We start from the raw sequence: 19,320 nt of genomic DNA on the forward strand, positions 1-19,320 counted from the left end.
CTCCACGGCGAACTCGACATGCGCACCCCGATCGAGACCGAGACCGAGTACTACGCTGCCCTTGAATCAGCCAACCCGGCCACCGCCGGACAGACAACCGGATAGGAACGAAAACCAGGCCGATTCAGTCGGGATGCTGGGCATCCTCTCCCCGCTGGTCTGGCTGATCGTCATCCCCGTCTCAGTGCTGGTGAACGGGATCGTGTTCATGCTATTCATCACCCGCGTCAAGCATGCGGGCATGGTGACCCTGTTCGGCGTGGTCATCGCGCTGTTCTTCCTCCTGACCGGCAACTCGATCCTCAGCACGATCGGGATCGTCGTGCTCGCGGCGCTCGCCGAGCTCGTCCTCTGGGCCGGTGGCTACCGGTCGCGGTGGGCGGCGATCTGGTCGTACACGATCTTCGCGCTGAGCTTCTTCACCCCCTTCCTGCCCCTCGTGTTCGACCGTGAGAACTACCTCGCCAGTCCGAGCTTCACCGCGATGGGCGAGGAGTACGTCGCCGGCACCGACGCGCTCACGACGCTCCCTGTACTCGGAGTAGTCGCCCTCGCGGTCGCCGTCGCCGGGTTCCTGGGCGGGCTGCTGGGCTCCGCGGTGTTGAGGAAGCACTTTGTCCGCGCCGGCCTTGCCTGACGGGCAGGCTCAGGTCGCAGCCCCCGTCAGCATCGATGTCGCGCGGCGGGGGCTGGACCCGCGCAGCAAGATCCTGCTCGTCCTCATCGTCAGCCTCGCCGTCATGAGCCCTGGCGGGCTCGTGTTCGTCCCGGCCGGGATCGTGCTGGCGACCGGGTTAGCCGTGGCGGACCGGGCCTGGTCCCGGGCCGTGACCATCCCCGTCACCGGGGCCATCATGTACCTGTTCGGCTGGGTATTTCCACTGGTCTGGGCCAACCCGGTGGTCACGGTCGTCGCAATCGGCTGCGGATACCTCATCCGCTTCGTCGCCGCGTTCGGCGTCGGCGCCCACCTCATCGCGACGACCTCGCCGACACAGCTCAGCGCCGCGCTCCGGGCCTGGCACCTCCCGCGCGCGCTCTCGGTCACCCTCGCCGTGATGCTGCGGTTCTTTCCGGTCGTCGCGACCGAGTCTGCCGCGGTGCTCGACGCCATGCGGCTGCGCGGCCTCGCCGGCGCAACCGGCCTGACGCAGCACCCGATCCTCACCATGGAGCGCTTCACCGTCCCGATGATCGCCGCGAGCCTGCGAGCCAGCGAAGACCTGTCCGCCTCGGCGATCCTGCGCGGGCTCGGCTCGCGTCGCACGCCCGTCGCGCTCGACCCGCCCCGCTTCGGGTGGCCCGATCTGCTGCTGGCGCTCGCCCTCATCGTTCTCGCGGCGGCGAGCCTTCTGCTGCCGAGCCCGCTGACGACGGTGATCGCATGATCGAGATCTGCGGAGTGAGCTGGACCTACCCGCATGCCGATAGCCCGGCGCTGCGCGAGCTCGATCTGCGGATCAAGCCCGGCCAGTTCGTCGTGCTCTGCGGTGCGTCCGGCTCCGGCAAGTCGACAGCCCTGCGGCTGCTGAACGGCCTCGTGCCCCACTTCCACGACGACGGCGTCCTCACTGGGACGGTGACCGTCGACGGCCTGGTCACGACCGCGGTCGAGCTCGACGCCCTGGGCCTTGCCACCGGCACAGTGCTGCAGCACCCGCGTCGGCAGTTCTTCACCGACACCGCCCGCGAGGAGACGGCGTTCGCGATGGAGAACTTCGGCTTCCCGCACGAGCGGATCCGCTCGCGCGTCCAGGCGACCATCGCCGACCTCGCCGAGCGGGTGCCGGTCGAGCAGCGGCTGCAGCACCTGTCCGGCGGGCAGCAGCAGCAGGTCGCGATCGCCGCAGCCACCGCGCATGAGCCGCGCATCCTGCTGCTGGACGAGCCCAGCTCCAACCTCTCCGCCGACGCCGTGGACCGGCTCACCGTTACCCTCGCCGAGCTCAAGGCCGCCGGGGTGACGATCGTTGTCGCCGAGCACCGGCTGCGCTACCTGCAGGAGCTGATTGACCGGGTCCTGGTCATGCGCGACGGCGCGATCGACCTCGAATGGACCGCGGAGCAGTTCCGCGCCGTCCCCGACGAGCTGCTCGCCACCGAAGGTCTGCGCGGGGAGATCCGCTCACCCGACGTTCCGGTACTCGCCGCGACCGGAGGCAGCGTCGCCCAGCCGCGCCCGCTCGACACCCCCTTGCCAGGGGCGCTGGAGCTGGAAGACGTCCAGTGCCGACTGGGCGGGCGGACGGTCCTCGACCTCGAGCGCGTCGCCTTCGCCGCGGGCGAGGTCACCGCGATCCGCGGCGTCAACGGCGCCGGCAAGTCCACCCTCGCCCGCATCATCACCGGGCTGCAACGCAGCACCGGAACGGTGCGCCTCGATGGGCGGGTGCTCAGCCGCAGGGCGCGGCAGCGGGCCAGTGCGATCGTGATGCAGGACGTGCAACGGCAGCTGTTCATCGAGAGCGTGCAAGCCGAGATCGACCTTGCCGGCACCGACGCACCGACCGCGCCGGACACCGCGGCCCTGCTCGACACCCTCGATCTCGCGCATCTGGCCGAACGGCACCCACTGTCGCTCTCGGGCGGCCAGCAGCAGCGCCTCGTCGTCGCCGCCGTCCGGGTCGCCGGCCGCCGCATCGTGATCTTCGACGAGCCGAGCTCCGGCGTCGACCGACGGCACCTGCAGTCCATCTCCGACCAGATCCGGCAGGTCGCGGCCGAGGGAGTCGTAGTGCTGCTGATCAGCCACGACGACGACCTCCTCGCCCTCGCCGCCGACCGGCAGCTCACCCTGGCCCCCGTCGACGAGCACTCAGCGGAGGTAGCCACGATGCTCACCCAAGATGAACCACTGAGGGAACCCCGATGAGCCGGCCAGACCCTGTGACGGCTCCCACGGCCGCGTCGCAACCGCAGATTCCGTTGCTGCTCGGCTCGGTGTTCCTCGTCTATCTCGGACAGATGACCTTGAACCCGATCATCGCGCCGCTCTCGCGCGAGGTCGGGCTCGCAGAGTGGCAGATCGGGGTGACCATCAGCACCGCCGCGATCATGTTGGTGCTCACCAGCCAGCTCTGGGGTCGCCGTTCCCAGTCCTGGGGTCGCAAACCGGTCCTGGTCGCCGCCTTCACGCTCGCGACGATCACGATGGCCTTGTTCGCATTGGTGTCACAGCTGGGGATGATGGGAATCTTCACCGGGACAGGACTGTTCGTGCTGCTGCGCGGTGTGGGCTTCGGCTCCGCGATCGCCGCCGTCCCACCCACCGCGCAGGCATACATCGCCGACGCCACCACTGACGAGGCCACCCGCGTCAAAGGCATGGCCGGCATCGGCGCCGTCTCCGGCATCGCGATGATCGCCGGTGCGGTCGTCGGCGGGGTGCTCGCCGCCGGTGGCCTGATCGTGCCCTTGATCGCCGTGCCCGTGCTGCTTGTCGCCGGACTGATCCTGATCGCGCTCCGACTACGCCGCGAACCCCGCCACGAGCTCATCGAGGCTCCCGCCAGGGTCAGTCCGTTCGATTCGCGGGTGTGGCCGTTCCTTCTCGCCGGGTTCGGCATGTTCACCGCGCTGGGCTTCATCCAGGTCATCACCGGATTCATCGTGCAGGACCGCCTCGGTCTGGATGCGCGCATGGCAGGCGTCCTCACCGGTGCCGCGCTCTTCGCCGCGGGAGTCGGCCTCGTGCTCGCCCAGGCCGTCATCGTGCCGCGCAGCGGCTGGTCCGCGCCGACCCTGCTGAAGGTCGGCGCGCCGATTGCCGTCGTGGGCTTCGCCGCCTACACGATCGACGGCGGGCCAGTGCTGCTGTTCGCGGCCCTCCTGGTGATGGGCCTCGGGCTCGGGATCGCCATGCCCGGCTACACCGCCGGCCCCACGCTCCTCGTTCGCAGGGAAGAGCAAGGCGGCCTCGCCGGGGTCACCACCGCCACGACAGGGCTGACCTTCGTCGTCGCACCCACCCTCAGCACCGCGCTCTACGGGGTGTCGGCGCCGCTGCCGATCATCATCGGCGGCGCCATCATGGCGATCGTCGCCACCTTCGTCCTGACCCACCCACGCTTCCGCCGTATGCCCGCGGTTCCCGTGTCGGCAGCAGCATCGACGTCTGATCGCGGCGGTCCCGGCTCGCCCTGACCAGCTGCGCGCGGGATGTGAGCCGGCTCAGGCACTCAGCTCTCAGCTCTGCAGCCCGGCGTGGTCGTGCAGCAGGTCACGGTAGCGGCCGGGAGCCGCAGCCAGCGCGGCGGGAGTACCGCTCTGGACGATGCGGCCTTCCTCGAGGACGAGGATCTGGTCAGCGCGGGCGGCGGTGTCGAGGTCGTGCGCGATGATCAGAACGCTCCCAGTGAGGGCGAGCCGGGTGGCAGCGTCGGCGACCAGGCGGGCATTCTCGGGATCGAGGGCCGAGGTCGCTTCGTCCATGAGGGTCAGCGGCGCGGCCTTCAGCAGAGCACGGGCCACGCACACCCGTTGCCGTTGCCCACCGGACAGCCGACTGCCGCCGGGGCCAACGGGAGTGTCGAGCGCGCCCGGCAGTCCCGCGAGGAAGGCGTCGAGCCCGACCGCGGCCACGGTCTCGGCGACCTGCTTGGCGGTGGAGGTGGGGCGGCCGAGGCGGATGTTGTCGCCGATGGTCCCCTCGAGCAGGTAGTCGTCCTGGAGCACGACGGCGAGTGCGCCGGTGAGCTCGCCAGGGGCGAGCGAGCGGAGGTCTGCACCGTCGAGGATGATTCTGCCTGCGGTGGGATCCCAGAAGCGGGCGAGGAGTCGGGCGAGGGTGGTCTTGCCGGAGCCGGAGGGCCCGACCAGCGCGGTGAGGCCGCGCCGCGGGAGCGTGAAGGAGACGTCATGAAGCACCGGGGTGTCGTCGTAGCCGAACGTGATGTTCTCGACCCGGACGAGCTCCTCGCCCGGCTTCGCCCGTTGCACGGCGGGCAGGTGCGCGAGTGGCGGCGTGTCGAGGGTGGCGGCGAGGCGGTCGAGGATGCCGGCCTGCAGGCGTAACCCGGCGGCGAGCTCGGCGCCGGACTGGGCGACCGCGACGAGCCGAGCCGCGACCACGAGCAAGCCGAGCAGGACCGGGACGGACAGGCTCGCGCCGGCGACCCAGAGGACACCGAGGCCGATCAGGACGGCGAACAGGGCGTTGAGGGTCAGGCTGAACAGGACGAACCCGGGGATCACGGTGCCCGCGGAGCGACGCGCGGCGGCGTGGACGCCGTCGAGCGCGCGATCGAGGGCGTCGCTGTCCTCGGGGCGTTGGTCGGTGCGGATGAGTGGCTGCCGGTTCGCGTACTCGAGGATGCGGCGGGTCGCCTCCGCAGACACCGCATGCCGTCGCGCGTCCACGGTGCGGGCCAGACGGGCACTGAGCCGACTTGCGGTCCATGCGATCGCGGTTATCACCAGTACGGCGACGGTGAAGCGCCAGTCGAGCAGGGCGAGGGTGAGTGCGGCGGCGACGGGGGTGACGATCGCGGTGAGCGCGGGCCGCAGCAGGATCGCGGGGTAGGACATCGCCTGCGGGACGCCGGTGGTGGCGAGGTCGATGATGTGCGCCTGCCGGGTGGAGGTGAACCATCCCAGCGGCAGTTCGGCCAGGTGCTCGCCGAGGCTCAGGTGCAGTGCGCGGGCGGTGCTGCTGCCGACCCGGAATGCGACCATCTGCGCGACCCATTGCACGATCACGAACGCGACGACCGTGCACGCGAGGGCGATCATCCAGAACGCCGGGTCGGCAACTGCGCCGAGGCAGGCGGCGGTCAGGATGCCGGCCACCCCTAGGGCGACGCCGTGCAGGACGGCGGCGGCGGTGAGCCAGACGGTGAGCCCGACGAGGATTCGGGTGTCGGGGGCGGGCAGGAGGCGGTGCAGGGTGCGGAGCATCAGCGGCTTCCTTCCTGTGTAGTCGTGGTCTGCGCCTCCCAGAGGATCCGGTAGGGATCGCAGGCGGTGAGGAGGTTGTGGTGGGTGCCGGAGCCGGCGAGGCGGCCGTGGTCGAGGACGAGGATGCGGTCGGCGTCCCGGACGAGGTGCAGATGGTGGGCGATGAGCAGCACCCCCCGCTCCCGGGCCTGCGCCCGCAGCGTCGCCATGATCCGGGTGCGGATGGTCGGATCCATGGCCGAGAGGGTCTCGTCGAGCACGAGCAGGTCCGGCTCGCGCAACAGTGCCCGGGCGAGAGCGACCCGTTGGCGTTGCCCACCGGACAGTTCCCTGTCCTCTCCGAGGATGGTGTCGTATCCGTGCGGGAGCGCAGTGATGTGGTCGTGGATCGCCGCCTGCCGCGCAGCGTCGACGACTCGCTCCTGCGGGATGCGACGTCCGCCGGTGAGGGCGTCGCGTATGGATGTCTCGCGCAGGGCCGTGTCCTGGAACACAAACGCGATTCGCTCATATAGGTCCGCCTCCCGCAGTGCCGGCAGTTCGACGTTGCCGAGGAGCACCCGGCCCGCGTCGGGGTCGGTAAAGCGCGCCAGCAGCGCGGCGAGCGTGCTCTTGCCGCTGCCGGACGCGCCGACCAGGGCGACGAGCCCGCGGTCGGGCAGCGCGAGCGTGACGTCATCGACCGCGACCTGCTCGCCGAAACGGACGGTGACGTTCTGGAGACGGGCGACGGCTCCGCGCGGCGAGGGGTCCGCGCCGCCCCAGGTCAGGCGGTGCTGGTCGAGGAGATCGCCGATGGAGGAGAGCGCGGATAGACCGGAGCGGATGGCCTGCAGGCGGGGACCGGCGACCGCGACCGGCGCGGAGATGGCGGGGCCGAGCAGGATCCCGGCCACGAGCGCGGCCGGAGTCAGCCAACCGGCGAGGAGACCGGCACCGCCGAGGAGGGCGAGCAGCGCCGCGGTGACGCCTGGCGCGACGACGAGCCAAGAGGCGGTGGTCACGGCCGCGGTCGAGCCGGACCAGGCCCGGAAGAAGTCATGGAACCCGTTCACCGCTGTCGTGTAGCGAGCCTTCGGGCCGTCGGATCCGCCGTAGATCTTTGCGACGGGCAGACCGTGGACGAAGTCGACGACGGCGCCGCCGATGCGTTGCTGTTGGATCGCGTACTCGGTGAAGTTCGCCCCCGATCCGCGCATCGCCCGCACATACCACCTGACCCCCAACAGCAACGGGATGAGGCTCACGACGGCCAGCCGCCAGTCCACGATCGCGAGGACAACGAGCCCGGCGACCGGGGTGATGAGGAGGGTGGTGGCGTCCAGCAGGGTGTGCGCGACGAGGTAGTGCAGTGCGCCGGTGTCGTCCTGGACGACCTTCCGCAGCCGGGCTGCGCCCTGCCCGGTCACAGCCGGCAGAGGGGCATGGCGGATGACGTCGGCGAGGCGGCGCTGCAGCAGCCAGGTCAGCCGGGCATCTGCGCGGTGGGTGATCCAGGTCGCCGCCGCCGCGGCGAGCGTCGCCCCGATCGTGCCGAGCACGGCGGCGATCACGAGCCCGGCTCCGGGGGCGGGCGTCCTGGTGAGCCAGGTGCTGGTGAACGCGATGAGGGTCAGGAGGGGCAGCAGTGCCAGCAGGCCGGCGGCCGCCTGCAGCGCGACGGCGGCGATCAGCGGGGCTCGCACGGGGCGCAGCAGTGTGTTCGGGCTCATCCGAGTCGTCCTTCCTGGAGGGTAAGGATCCGGTCGGCGCGGTCGGCGACGGCGTCCTGGTGGGTGATCAGCAGCACCGGCAGCCCTGTGTCGCGGCGCAGCGTGTCGAGCGTGTCGAGGATCCGCTGGGCGCTCTCCTGGTCGAGCGCGGCCGTGGTCTCGTCGCAGACCAGCACAGCGGGCCCGGCAGCCACAGCGCGTGCGAGCGCGACCCGGTGCCGTTGCCCGCCGGAGAGCTGATCCGCGGTATGATCCAGCAGCTCGGGGCCGAGTCCCACGAGCGCCAGGACGCTCTCCGGTCCTGCTGGCCTCGGGCGCGATCGGCGGCGGGCGGTGTCGAGGGCGCGCTGCAGGGTGCGGGAGATGGTCTCGCGCGGGTTCAGGGCGGCGCGAGCGTCCTGCCCGACGTAAGCGAGGAACGGTGCATCATTTCGGGCACGGCTGGTGGCGGCCCAGGGGATCTCGTTTCCGTGCAGGCGGAGAATGCCGGCGCGGGGTGGGGCGAAGCCGCAGAGAGCACGGGCGAGCGCCGTCTTGCCGACCCCGGAGGGCCCGCGGATAGCAAGGAGCTCCCCGACCCCCAGACACAGCTCGGCATCGTGCAGCAGTTCCCGTCCGCCGCGGCGGATCGTGGCCCCTGTCATCGACAGGGCGGCCCGGCTCGATGCGAGACGGGGCTCGGTGCTGCCTCGTGGCGCCTCCGCCGCACCGACGGGAGCAGCTGGGCACCCTCGCTGCTCCGAGAGGTGCCCGTGTTCGAGCCGGAGGGTGCGGTCGGCGGTGCGGGCGATGAGGTCGCGGTCGTGGCTGATCAACAGCACGGCCGGGTTCCAGGGCAGCCGCGCGAACGCGGCACTGACCCGCAGGGCGGTGTCGGCGTCCAGGCCACTCGTGGGCTCGTCGAGTATGAGCAGCTGCGGCTGGGTGAGGAACGTCCAGGCCAGCAGTGCTCGCTGTGCCTGCCCACCGGATAGCTGTGCCGGCAACCGGGGCAGGAGCATGGCGTCGAGCACAGCAGCTTCGACGGCCGCGTAACGCAGCTCGATCCTTTTCTGCCGTGAGGCCGTTCGGTGGGCGGTGCGTGCGGCGGTGCGCAGCTGGGCGGCGACGGTGCGGGTGGGGTCGAGTGCGCTGGCGGGGTCCTGTGGCAGATACGCCGTGACCCGGCTGCGCAACGCCCGCCGCCCCGCGGGAGTGAGCGGGTCGCGGCCGGCGACGCGCACCGTCCCGGCGGTCAAGTGCAGGCCGGGGGCGAGGTGGCCGAGCAGAACGTGGGCGAGGGTGGTCTTGCCCGACCCTGACTCGCCGATGAGCCCGGTGACCTCCCCGGGGCGTAGCTCCAGGTCGACCTCATGAAGGATCCGTTGCCCCTGCGGGCCGGTGATGTTGAGACCGGTGATCGTGGCGATGCTCATGCCGGCCGCCCGATCCGTTCGAGGCCGCCGACCCGGGTCTCGGCGGCGCGGTCCAGGAGCGCGGTCACACCGACAGCGAGGACGACGAGGAGCACAGCGGGCACGAGCACCGGCAGTGGGTTGGTGGCGAGGCCGGTGCTGTTCTCGCGGACCATGCGACCCCAGTTCGCTGCAGGGGCGCCGGCGCCCAGACCGAGGAACCCGGCGGTGGCGGCGAGCTGGGTCGCGGCGACGAAGCGGATTCCCGCCTCAGTCAGGGCGACTGGGGCTAGGCCCGGCAGGATGTCGAACCGCACCCGTGCCGTCAACGGCTCGCCGCGAGCTTCGGCGTCCCGAGCGTAGTCGGTGGCCGCGAGCGTGCGGGTACGTTCGCGGATGACACGGATCGAGAACGGGATGCTGACCGCGGCGATCGCGACCGCGACGACCAGATCGTCGCCGGGGAGCCCGGCGGCCAGAAGGAGCAGCAGAAACAGCGCGGGCACAGCTGCGATTCCGTCGACGACCCGCAGCACGGCGCGGGCGCTGCGGGCGTGGTGCGTCATGCCCGTCCAGATGCCGACGGACAAGCCGATCACGCTGCCGAGTACCGTCGCCGCGGCGGCTTGCAGGACGAGGGTTCGTCCACCGGCCAGGACGCGGGCGAGCACGTCGCGACCCAGCACGTCCGTCCCCAGTGCGACGCCAGCGTCCGGCGGCTGGAAGGGGCCGCCGACCGGTGCGCTGGCGCTGCCGACGACCAGCCAGGGCCCTGCCAGTGCGAGCAGGAGCACCAGCGCTGCGGGCACTGCGGCGACCCACCGGCGGGCGGTCACGCGTGCTCCTGCCGCCGGGTGCGCTGCTGCAGCACTCGCGCGATGATGTCGCCGACGAGGAGGATCATCAGCACGACCGCGCCGAGCACGAGCGCCAGGCCCTGCACGAGCGGCACGTCCCGGTTCCCGACGGCGCGGGTGAGTTCATAGCCCAGGCCCGGGACGTTGAAGAGGGTCTCCACGACGATCCCGCCGCCGAGGAGCCCGGCGATCATGATCGTGAACGCGTGCACGGCGGGCGGTGCCGCGTTCACGACGACGGTGCGGACGTAGGCGAGGCCGCGGATGCCGTTCAGTCGCGCGAACTCGGCGAACGGGGTCGCGACGGTCTGCGCGACCGAGGCTCGCAGCAGCCGCATCGTCGATCCGAACCCGCCGAGCGCGAGCGCCAGAGAAGGCAGCGCGATCAGCTCGGGGTGCTGCCACAGGCTCTGCCCCGCAGGGACGATCGCGACCGCCGGCAGGATCGGCAGCCACACCGCGAACACGACCAGCAGAGCGGTCGCGATGAGGAAGTCCGGCGTGCCGATCAGCCCGAGCGTGACCCCGGACAAGGCACGATCCACGCGGCCCCCGGCACGCATTCCGGCGATCGTGCCGAACACCCCCGCGAGAATCACGATGCCGGCCGCGGCGGGCACCAGCACAGCCATGCTCGCGCCCAGCCGAGCGACCACGATTCCGACGACCTCGCGACCCGAGACAAGCGACGTGCCCAGGTCACCGTGCGCGAGACCGTCGACCCAGGCGCCGTAGCGTTCCAGCGGCGGCCGGTCCAGACCGAGCGCGAGGCGCACGGCCTCCCGTTCGGCGTCGGTCGCGTCCGGACCGGAGACCACGCCGACGGCGTCGCCGGGCAGCACCTCGGTGGCCCAGAACACGACGAAGGAGAGAATGGTGAGGGTCGCCGCGCAGCTGGCGACCCTCACCGCGATCCAGGAGGCTGTCCGCACCGGGTCAGTCGGTGAGGACGACCTGCGACAGGTCGGGGAACTGCAGCTCCCGCACCCCGGTCACCCCGTCACGCGCCGCGCTGATGTTCGGCACGAACACCGGTGCGAGCTGGTTGCCCTCCTCCCACAGCAGCCGCTGCGCCTCGTGCGAGGCGGTCAGCCGCTCCTCGGCCGTGGCGGCGCTGCGCGCGGTCTGCACGAGCGCGTCTACCTCCGGGAAGGTCCCGGGCGTGTGGTTGGGTTCGAACAGCGCCGGCGGGTTGTAGCCGACCTTGAACGGCAGCGCCAGCCACGCCGGGTAGTCGGCGAACAACTGACCAGCGGGCAGTTCCCGCAGAGTCGCGTCCACTCCGACTGCCTGCAGGTCCTCCACGACCAGCGTCGCCGTCTCCACCATGCCCGGCAGTTCCGGGCCAGCGGTCAGCTCGACGCTCATGCCGGCCGCGCCGGCGTCCTGGAGCAGCTGCCTGGCCTGATCCGGGTCGTACTCGCGCTGCGGGATCGAGGTGTCGTAGCTGGCGAACCCGAGCGCGGGGAGATCGTTGCCGAGCGAGGCGAGCCCGTAGTAGACGTTGTCGATGATCCGCTGCCGGTCGATCGCGAGCTTGAACGCCTCCCGCACCCGCGGGTCATCGAACGGCGCTGTGGCGGTGTTCATCGTGAATGGCATGTACGACACGTAGGGCGGCTCGCTCGACGTCACGCTTAGCCCGTCCACGCCGTTGAGGGCCTGTGCCTGCGCGGGGGTGATGCCGCTGATGTAGTCCACCTGGCCCTGTCGCAGCGCGTTCACCCGCGCCGTGCCGTCCGGGATGGAGACGAGCTCGATCTCATCGAGCGAGGGCGCGGCGCCGTAGTAGTCGGGGTTGCGCTCCAGCAGCGTGGACTGGCCCGGCTCGAACGCGGCGATCGTGAACGGACCCGAAGACGGGGTGTCCGGCGTGAACTCGGTGGTGCCGTCCTGGATCGCCAGCATGCTCTGGCAGATCAGCTCCCGCCCGTCCGCGATCGGCGCGACCGTCGGCAACACGACCGTCGAGGCATTCGGCGTGATTGCAGCGTCCAGGTCGAAGCTGCGGGCCACGAGCATCGTGAACGGCAGCCCTTCGAGCAGCACCGGCGCGCGCAGCGAGTACAGCACGTCCGCCGACGTCAGCGCGGCGCCGTCCGTGAACGAGACGCCGTCGCGCACGTGCAGGGTGTACTCAGATAGATCATCGGACACGTCGACCGATTCGACTACCCCGTAGGAGACCCCCTCAGCCGCACCCGGGTCGAGCTCGCACAGCGGCGCGTGGACCAGTCGGGCACGCACATAGTCCAGTGCCGTGGGGCCCTGGAAGTAGTTCAGCGTCTCGGTCGAACCGCCCGCGAACGCGGCTCGCAGTGTGCCGCCGCTTTCCGGGGAGCTCTCGCCCTGCGGTGCTGCCGTACAGCCCACCACCGTCAGCGCCGCCGCCGCTGCGACGATCGCAGCCAGCCCCCGCGTCCTGCTCGACAACATCAAACACCATCACTTTCCATCGACAGAGAGACACCGACAAACGCCGATGTTTACTATGTATACCACGATGTTGAGAACGATTATCACAAAGAAACGACCGGTAGGATCGCGAGCATGACCGGCCTCTCGCTGAGCCGCGATGGCATCATCGAGGCGGCGCTGGACATCACCCGAACCGATGGACTGCGGGCGGTAACGATGCGCGCCATCGCGTCGCGCTTCGATGTCACGCCGATGGCCCTCTATCGGCATGTCACCGACCGCGAAGAGCTGGTGCGGCTCGTCGCGGACCACATCGGGAGCCTGGTACGCCCAGGGGCTCCGCCAGAGGAGCCCTGGGAGCAGCACGCTCGCGCGTGGGCCGTCGCCCAGCGCAACACACTGCGACAACACCCCGGCCTCGCGGCGTGGCTGATGGACAATGGGCCTGCCGGCGCGGAAGCCTATCGACTGCTCGAACTGCTGGCTTCAGCACTCGTCGCCGGTGGATTCGACGACGCCCGCGTCGCTCGTGGCGCCGCGCAGATCATGAGCTGGACGTTCTCCCGGGTCGCGATCGAGGACAACGCCGACGCCCGCCGACGCACCCAGCGCCGCAATCGCGCACAAGCCTTCGTCACTGGCCTGAGCGACATCGATCCGGCACAATACCCGACTGCGGCGCGCATCGGGCCGGAGTTCTTCACCCTCTCCATGCAGGAGATCTTCGACCTCGGCCTGGACTCGATCATCGCCGGTCTTCGCGCCGGCACGACGTGACGCGACCACGAGCGAGCGCGCGTGTTATCACTCCTGTCACCCCTTGACGTTCCGCCCATTCTTTGCGGCGGAAGCCGGCACGGGCGCAGATCCGCGGGCGTCAGACCGGACAGGCCGCGCAGCGACCGAAGACCTCGAGAATGTGCCGGGTCACGGTGAAGCCGTTGCGGGCGGCCGTGGCCAGGATCCAATCCTCGCTGGGCGGGTCGATCTCCACAGCGGTGCCGCAGTTCTCGCATACCAGGTGGTGATGGTGATCTCCGGGTTCGCAGGCGCGAAATAGCTGGCCGCCGGCCACGGGGACGGTATCGGCGCGGCCGGTCTCGACGAGGGCGTTGAGCTGCCGGTAGACGGTGGCGAGCCCTACCGAAATCCCCTCACTACTTAGGCGCTGGTGCAGCTCAGCGGCGGAAATGAAACCGCACGCCGTCTCCAGCGCGTGCGTCACCGCTTCCTTCTGCGCGGTGTTTCGGCGATCGCGGATCGTGGCGGGCATCACCGCCTCCCTCCCCGGGAATGAGAACCTTTCCCATTAGTATAGTCACATTGCAATCCGTTTATGTGTGTGATGGGATGGATGACATGGACATGGGACCCGGGCTTGCCGCTGCAGCGCAGCTGTTCAAGGTCCTCGGTAGCGAAGCACGGTTGGGGCTGCTGCATGTGATCGGGCAGGAGCCGCGCACCGTCGGCGCCCTGGCCGAGACGACGGGCTTGTCGCAGCCGCTGGTCTCCCAGCACCTGAGGACGCTCCGCCAGGCGGGCCTGGTGACCTCCAGCCGCAACGGCAAGGAGGTCACGTACCAATTGGCCGATCTGCATGTCAGTCATGTGATCGGCGACGCACTCGCCCACGTCCAAGAGCCTGCCGCGGCCCTGTCTGCGGACAAGGACTCATCCGAATCAGAACAGAAGGAGTCATCATGACCATCACCGACGTCCACGCCGAGCACACCACATCGGAACACGAGCACGGCACCGACTGCGGCCACGAGGCCGTCCAGCACGGCGACCACACCGACTATGTGCACGGCACGCACCACCACGCGCTGCACGGCGACCACTACGACGAGCACGAGTCCGTCGCCGAACACACCCCCGACGCTCACGCGCACGGTGCTGACTGCGGCCATGAGCCGGTCCAGCACGACGACCACGTCGACTACCTCCACGACGGGCACAAGCACGCCGTGCACGGGGACCACTACGACGAGCACTGAGTTCGACCGAGACGAGGGGGATGCGCCGCATAGCCGGCGCATCTCCTTCGTCATATTGGGCTCCTAGTTCCTCGCCTCGACCCGCGTGAACAAGCCGTCGGCCGCGCGCAGATTCTCGCCAGACCGGCCTCCACGATGCGAAGGGCTCCCGCCAGCACCGACCCGGCGGCTTGAAAGACACCCGCGCCGCAGTGACTGAACGGCATCGCGATCGCGCCGCGAGCGCCGCATTGAGCAGACCGGCGACGGGTCGGCGCGGCAGGTTCAGGGCGATGCTCGGCGCGAGTACTGCCACAGGCAGGAACAGGGCGAGCGCGAGGGCGGCCGTCGGGGCAAGACGGTTGGAGGTGTCCAGCAGCGCGACGGCGACGGCGAGGGCGTCGCAGCAAGGCTGTCGACGACGCGCGGGCTACGGGCATCGGGGTCACTCGCTGCGGTCGGCCGCCTTCGCCCACGCCGGGAAGGGGCCGGGAAGCATCCCCCACGCTGTGGGCCCGGCTGCGATCTCGGCGTCGGTGAGTGCGGCCTCGTCGAGCGCGGTGACGAGGCCGTCGTGGTCGAGGTCGAGCCCGACGAAGGCGAGGTCTTGTCCGAGCGCCAGTAGTTCCTCCTCGTCCTCGAGCCGGTCGTCGATCGCGAGCGGGTTCAGCGAGATCACCCGGCCGACGTGCTCCCACTGAGCCACGATGCTCGCCCGGGTGGCGAGCCGGCAGAACCCGGCCGAGCGCAGCACGTCCCCGAACTCGCCTGGTTCGATCCGGTCATCCAGGAGCTGCTTGAAGCGGCCGGGGTGCAGCGGACGGACCTGCTCGTAGCGAAACGCGCTGACGCGGGGGTCGGTCATGTGCGGGTCGAAGTCGTCGTTGAGAAAGCACACCCATCCGGGGCGGTCCTGTTCGACCCCGTACGCTTCACCGGGCTCGAGGTGCGCGATGGCGTCGCGGTGCAGTCGCAGCCGCGCGTGCGGGCTCAGGTGGTTCAGCAGCGCCATCACGACCGCAAGATCGGGCGGCGTCAGCGCCTTCCAGTTCACCAGCACGATCGCCGAGGCGTACTCGATCTGCGTGACGGTGAGCTGCGCCCTCGCGGCCAAGGGCGCCGCGACGCCGCTGTCGGCGTCCCGCAACGGCAGGTAGTCGTCCCGGTGTAGATCGTCCAGCATGTGGGCGGCGTCGACCACGCACACCAGTGCGAGCAGCCGGGTGCGGTCATCGAAGTCGCCGAAGGTGCCGATCAGCTCGGTCGCGGGCACCTCGTCGGGCAGCTCCACCACCGCGCCCGCCGCAGGGTTCGTCCATGACGACAGCACAGCAGCCTCCTGAGCCGGGTCCGGTGACCCGGCCAGCCGAGAGGCGGGGAAGAACCCCCGATTCGTCAGCTTCGCCAGCCGCTTCGCGTACCTCAGCCGTTCCGGCCCGCACGCGCCGACGACCGCGATCACGCCTACTGCATCCACCCGTTGTTCCTCGTTCTGCTCGCTACCGCTATCGTTAATGATAACTGTTCTCATCTAGGAGTTGCCATGAAGGTCCGCGCCTCACTCAAGTCGCTGAAGAACCAGCCCGGTGCGCAGGTCGTGCGCCGTCGCGGCAGGGTCTACGTCATCAACAAGCTCAACCCACGATTCAAGGGCCGCCAGAGCTGAACCCCGCTCGCCGCCGCGATCCGAGGAGACCCCCCGATGCCCGACGCCACCCAACTGGCCCGCTTCGAGAGCGGGCAGGGATTCATCGCCGCCTTGGACCAGAGCGGCGGCAGCACACCGAAAGCCCTTGCCCTGTACGGGATCGACGAGTCGCGATACGCGACCGATGCGGAGATGTTCGACCTCATCCACGCTGCCCGCACCCGCGTGATCACCAGCCCGGCGTTCACCAGCGAGCGGATCCTCGGCGCGATCCTGTTCGAGGGCACCCTCGACCGCGAAATCGATGGCCAGGGCGTGGCCGAGTACCTCTGGGGCGTCAAGGGGATCATCCCGTTCCTGAAGATCGACAAGGGCCTGGAGACGGAGCGGGACGGGGTGCAGCCGATGCGCGAGATCCCCGACCTCGACGCCCTTCTGTCCCGCGCGGCCGAGCGCGGGATCTTCGGCACCAAGGAGCGGTCGGTCATCCATGCCGCGCACCCTGCTGGCATCGAGCTGGTCGTCACGCAGCAGTTCCGCATCGCCGAACACGTCCTCGCCGCGGGCCTGGTGCCGGTGCTCGAACCCGAGGTCGACATCCACGCCCCCGACAAGGCCGCGGCCGAGGAATTGCTGAAGGTCGAACTGCTGCGCCAGCTCGACGACCTCCCCGGGTCCGGGAAGGTCGCGGTCAAGGTCACCATCCCCACTGTCGCCGGCTTCTACACCAACCTGATCGCCCACCCTCGTATCGCCCGCGTCGTGGCGCTGTCCGGCGGGTACGACCGGGACGAGGCGAACCAATGGTTGGCGCGCAACCCGGGTCTGATCGCGAGCTTCAGCCGCGCCCTGCTCGACGGGCTTACCGCCCCGCAGAGCGAGGAGGAGTTCGATCGCACCCTGGATACGTCGATCGAGTCCATCTACCGGGCTTCGATCGCCTGAGCGGATGGCCGTGAGCGTCAGCGAGCCGTCCTGGGTCTCCGAGGATCAGTACCGCTCGATCCAGGCCGGGCTGCGCGTGGTGGCCGCCTGGGCGGATGCCGAGCACGAGCCGGAGGCCGCCCTCGACGGAGCGCTGCGGCGGGAGTCCGATCCCGGGGATGTCGTCGTCGGGCTGGCGACGGTATCCCGCCTGCTGGCGATCGAGCTGGCCGCAGCGACCGGGGCGACCGAGGGCGCCATCCTCGCCCGGCTCGGCGCGCGGGTCGATCGCATGCAGCATTCCTGAAGCGCAGACCCCAGCCGCGTCAGGCCGCGCGCGAAGTTCGCGACTACATCCCGAGCTGCCATCGGCGCTCGAACTCGCGCTCACGCTGCCGACACGCCCCGTCTGACCTGCGCCGCCGGTTCTGGGCCTCTCGCTCCTCGGTGCTCAAACCACCTTCGCCAGATGTGGGGAGCGGCCTGCCGGGGCGTCGCCGCCGCAGCGGGAGGACTATGGCTGCCGGCGCGCTGGTGCGGAACCAATAGTGATGGAGTGACACGGTGACTCCTTCGATCAATTTGGGCCACGATTCGCGGCGGTGGGGATTCCCAATCTAGTCTATTGAGAACGCTTCTCAATTAGATTGCTAACTCATGCCGACAAACCCCCAAGATCCTCGATGCCCTCGTCGTCGGTGCCGGCCCCGCCGGTATCGGCACCGCCTTGGCGCTGACAGCCGTGGAGAACCCTCACCTTCGGGGTGCTCGAGCGGGGCCAGATCGGCCAGACGTTCCTGGATTGGCCGACTGAGCAGACGTTTCTCACTCCCTCGTTCACGGGCAACGGGTTCGGCGCGACCGACCTGAACGCAGTGCACCCGGAGACGTCTCCGGCGTTCAGCCTCGGGGTGGACTATCCGACCGGACCGCAGTACGCGAAGTATCTGCGTAGCGTCGTGAAGCACTTCCGGGTCCCGGTGCTGGACGACACGGAGGTAACGGCGGTCAGCCGGCACGAGCTGGGCTTCGAGATCCAGTGCGCCCGCGGACCCGTGGTGACCCGGTCGATGGTGTGGGCCGGCGGCGAGTTTCACCAGCCACTGGATCCGCGCATCTCCGGCAGCGGCCTCACCGATCCCGCCCGCACGCCGGAGGCCTGGGAGCCGCGCGAGGGCCGGGTGCTGGTGATCGGCGGATACGAGTCAGGTATCGACATCGCTGGCCATCACGTCGAACAGGGAGCGCACGTCACGATCGTCGACCGGTCCACGCCCTGGGATGCCCGCACCGGATCCGACCCCTCCTTCCGACTGACACCGCGCTCCAGGACCCGGCTCAAAGCCGCGGAAGCCACCGGCCGGCTGACCCTCGTCGACGCGCATGTCGGCGGCGTCAAGCGCGATGGCGACGAGTGGGTCGCGAGCCTGGACAACGGGACCCGCGTCCGGGTCGACTCGCGACCGATCGCGGCCACAGGATACGGACCCGGCCTCGGCCCCGTCGGACACCTGTTCGAGCGCCGGCCGGACGGGTGGCCCGAACTCGATGAGGACGACCAATCCACGATCGCGCCCGGCTTGTTCCTGTCGGGCCCGGCGATCCGGCACGGCGGGTTGAAGTTCTGCTTCGTCTACAAGTTCCGGCAACGCTTCGCCCATATCGCCCGCGTCATCGGCGAGCGGGCCGGGAAGGACACCGGTGCTCTGGAAGCGTGGCGCGCTGCCGGGATGCTCACCGACGACCTGTCCTGCTGCGGTGTGGAGTGCGCATGCTGACCGCGCCGCTGCGTACCGGCGTCACGACCGTGCTGTTTCTCGCCGCGATCCTCGCCGGCAGCCTGCTCGGCTTTCTCGCCCCGGCGGCGGGGCAGAGCGTCGCGGGGTTCACGGACCCGCTGATCCTGTTGCTGGTGGGGAGCCTGTTCTTCACCCTGCGTCTGGACGGCCTGCCGGCGCTGCGCCGCGCACCACGGACGGTGCTGCTGGCGGTGGGGATGAACTTCCTCGCCATCCCGCTGATCGCGCTCGCGCTCACGATGCTGCTGCCGTCTGACGCCCTGCGCCTGGGTGTCCTCATCTACTGCCTGGCACCCTGCACCGACTGGTTCCTCGGCTTCACCCGCCTGGCTGGCGGGGACACTATCACCGGCGCGGCCCTGATCCCCGTGCAGCTGACTCTCCAGCTGCTCCTGTACCCCGTGTGGCTTGCCCTGTTCGCGCGCGAGCACGTCGACGGGCTCATTACATCCGCAGCCCCGACGCTGCTGATGTGGTTCGTCCTCCCGGCGGTCGCCGGCCTCGGACTGCGACTGCTGCTGCGCCTCGCGCTGCCGGTGGGCGTACGGCGTGGGATCGTCGCCGCGGTTGATGGGGCGGTTCCCGGAGTCATCGCGGCAGTGATCGTCGCCATCTTCGCAGGCAACGTCGGCACGATCCTCGCCGCCCCGGCCTCGTTCACGTGGGTCCTGGTCGTGGTGTTCCTGTTCTTCGCCGT

Annotated in this window: 19 protein-coding genes and 1 pseudogene; 12 read left to right on the forward strand and 8 right to left on the reverse strand. The window is 70.0% G+C overall.

Features of this window, described 5'->3' with window-relative positions:
* Positions 1 to 133: 133 nt before the first annotated feature.
* From K5S26_RS03420 to K5S26_RS03435, 4 genes are read left to right on the forward strand one after another with little or no spacing between them, the layout of a single operon-like run.
* Positions 134 to 637, forward strand: a complete 504-nt coding sequence (locus K5S26_RS03420) for an MptD family putative ECF transporter S component (protein ID WP_221856054.1) — start codon at positions 134 to 136, stop codon at positions 635 to 637.
* Positions 630 to 1,388, forward strand: coding sequence for an energy-coupling factor transporter transmembrane component T (locus K5S26_RS03425; RefSeq protein ID WP_221856056.1), 759 nt, complete (start codon positions 630 to 632; stop codon positions 1,386 to 1,388). The genes K5S26_RS03420 and K5S26_RS03425 overlap by 8 nt, the downstream gene beginning before the upstream one ends.
* Positions 1,385 to 2,872 carry an ABC transporter ATP-binding protein gene (locus tag K5S26_RS03430; protein ID WP_221856058.1) on the forward strand — a complete coding sequence of 496 codons (1,488 nt, stop codon included), beginning with the start codon at positions 1,385 to 1,387 and terminating at the stop codon, positions 2,870 to 2,872. Before K5S26_RS03425 ends, K5S26_RS03430 begins: the two co-directional genes overlap by 4 nt.
* Positions 2,869 to 4,143 carry an MFS transporter gene (locus K5S26_RS03435; protein ID WP_221856060.1) on the forward strand — a complete coding sequence of 425 codons (1,275 nt, stop codon included), beginning with the start codon at positions 2,869 to 2,871 and terminating at the stop codon, positions 4,141 to 4,143. The genes K5S26_RS03430 and K5S26_RS03435 overlap by 4 nt, the downstream gene beginning before the upstream one ends.
* A 42-nt stretch (positions 4,144 to 4,185) precedes the next feature.
* Here the strand turns inward: K5S26_RS03435 and K5S26_RS03440 are convergent, their stop codons facing one another.
* From K5S26_RS03440 to K5S26_RS03465, 6 genes are read right to left on the reverse strand one after another with little or no spacing between them, the layout of a single operon-like run.
* On the reverse strand, positions 4,186 to 5,895 hold the full coding sequence (locus K5S26_RS03440) for an ABC transporter ATP-binding protein (protein WP_221856061.1): 1,710 nt from the start codon (positions 5,893 to 5,895) through the stop codon (positions 4,186 to 4,188).
* Positions 5,895 to 7,607 (reverse strand): ABC transporter ATP-binding protein, encoded by a 1,713-nt coding sequence (locus tag K5S26_RS03445; protein WP_221856063.1) that lies wholly within the window; start codon positions 7,605 to 7,607, stop codon positions 5,895 to 5,897. Before K5S26_RS03445 ends, K5S26_RS03440 begins: the two co-directional genes overlap by 1 nt.
* Positions 7,604 to 9,022: an ABC transporter ATP-binding protein gene (locus K5S26_RS03450; protein WP_221856065.1), complete on the reverse strand. Its 1,419-nt coding sequence runs from the start codon at positions 9,020 to 9,022 to the stop codon at positions 7,604 to 7,606. Before K5S26_RS03450 ends, K5S26_RS03445 begins: the two co-directional genes overlap by 4 nt.
* Positions 9,019 to 9,837: an ABC transporter permease subunit gene (locus tag K5S26_RS03455; protein ID WP_221856067.1), complete on the reverse strand. Its 819-nt coding sequence runs from the start codon at positions 9,835 to 9,837 to the stop codon at positions 9,019 to 9,021. Before K5S26_RS03455 ends, K5S26_RS03450 begins: the two co-directional genes overlap by 4 nt.
* Complete coding sequence (locus K5S26_RS18585; RefSeq protein WP_221856069.1) at positions 9,834 to 10,790, reverse strand: ABC transporter permease; 957 nt, start codon at positions 10,788 to 10,790, stop codon at positions 9,834 to 9,836. Before K5S26_RS18585 ends, K5S26_RS03455 begins: the two co-directional genes overlap by 4 nt.
* A 4-nt stretch (positions 10,791 to 10,794) precedes the next feature.
* The gene (locus tag K5S26_RS03465; RefSeq protein WP_221856071.1) at positions 10,795 to 12,294 is read right to left on the reverse strand and encodes an ABC transporter substrate-binding protein; all 1,500 of its coding nucleotides are present in this window, start codon (positions 12,292 to 12,294) and stop codon (positions 10,795 to 10,797) included.
* 114 nt (positions 12,295 to 12,408) lie between these two features.
* Here K5S26_RS03465 and K5S26_RS03470 point away from each other — a divergent pair, with 114 nt between their 5' ends.
* Positions 12,409 to 13,053, forward strand: a complete 645-nt coding sequence (locus K5S26_RS03470; RefSeq protein WP_221856073.1) for a TetR/AcrR family transcriptional regulator — start codon at positions 12,409 to 12,411, stop codon at positions 13,051 to 13,053.
* Positions 13,054 to 13,153: 100 nt separating this feature from the next.
* Here K5S26_RS03470 and K5S26_RS03475 read toward each other — a convergent pair whose 3' ends face one another.
* Positions 13,154 to 13,549, reverse strand: coding sequence for a Fur family transcriptional regulator (locus K5S26_RS03475; RefSeq protein WP_221856076.1), 396 nt, complete (start codon positions 13,547 to 13,549; stop codon positions 13,154 to 13,156).
* Positions 13,550 to 13,635: 86 nt separating this feature from the next.
* Between K5S26_RS03475 and K5S26_RS03480 the strand changes: the two genes are divergently transcribed.
* Complete coding sequence (locus tag K5S26_RS03480) at positions 13,636 to 13,980, forward strand: ArsR/SmtB family transcription factor (RefSeq protein WP_221856078.1); 345 nt, start codon at positions 13,636 to 13,638, stop codon at positions 13,978 to 13,980.
* Positions 13,977 to 14,273: a hypothetical protein gene (locus K5S26_RS18595; protein ID WP_246603570.1), complete on the forward strand. Its 297-nt coding sequence runs from the start codon at positions 13,977 to 13,979 to the stop codon at positions 14,271 to 14,273. Before K5S26_RS03480 ends, K5S26_RS18595 begins: the two co-directional genes overlap by 4 nt.
* A 424-nt stretch (positions 14,274 to 14,697) precedes the next feature.
* Here the strand turns inward: K5S26_RS18595 and K5S26_RS03490 are convergent, their stop codons facing one another.
* Positions 14,698 to 15,729, reverse strand: coding sequence for a GTP-binding protein (locus tag K5S26_RS03490; RefSeq protein ID WP_308122740.1), 1,032 nt, complete (start codon positions 15,727 to 15,729; stop codon positions 14,698 to 14,700).
* Positions 15,730 to 15,795: 66 nt separating this feature from the next.
* On the opposite strand from K5S26_RS03490, the gene ykgO reads away from it, so the two are divergent.
* From ykgO to K5S26_RS18600, 5 genes and pseudogenes are all read left to right on the forward strand, one after another.
* A complete protein-coding gene (ykgO, locus tag K5S26_RS03495; protein ID WP_221856082.1) occupies positions 15,796 to 15,918 on the forward strand; it encodes a type B 50S ribosomal protein L36 in 123 nt (40 codons plus the stop codon).
* A 36-nt stretch (positions 15,919 to 15,954) separates the two neighbouring features.
* Positions 15,955 to 16,845 carry a fructose bisphosphate aldolase gene (locus tag K5S26_RS03500; protein WP_221856084.1) on the forward strand — a complete coding sequence of 297 codons (891 nt, stop codon included), beginning with the start codon at positions 15,955 to 15,957 and terminating at the stop codon, positions 16,843 to 16,845.
* Between the two features lie 10 nt (positions 16,846 to 16,855).
* The gene (locus tag K5S26_RS03505; RefSeq protein WP_221856086.1) at positions 16,856 to 17,131 is read left to right on the forward strand and encodes a hypothetical protein; all 276 of its coding nucleotides are present in this window, start codon (positions 16,856 to 16,858) and stop codon (positions 17,129 to 17,131) included.
* A 457-nt stretch (positions 17,132 to 17,588) separates the two neighbouring features.
* Positions 17,589 to 18,602, forward strand: coding sequence for an NAD(P)/FAD-dependent oxidoreductase (locus tag K5S26_RS03510; RefSeq protein WP_308122741.1), 1,014 nt, complete (start codon positions 17,589 to 17,591; stop codon positions 18,600 to 18,602).
* Positions 18,596 to 19,252, forward strand: a pseudogene (locus K5S26_RS18600) (arsenic resistance protein); the annotation flags it as partial. The gene K5S26_RS03510 and the pseudogene K5S26_RS18600, both read left to right, overlap by 7 nt.
* Positions 19,253 to 19,320: the final 68 nt, after the last annotated feature.

The sequence above is a fragment of the Microbacterium marinilacus genome, from assembly GCF_019753765.1.
GTDB lineage: Bacteria > Actinomycetota > Actinomycetes > Actinomycetales > Microbacteriaceae > Microbacterium > Microbacterium marinilacus.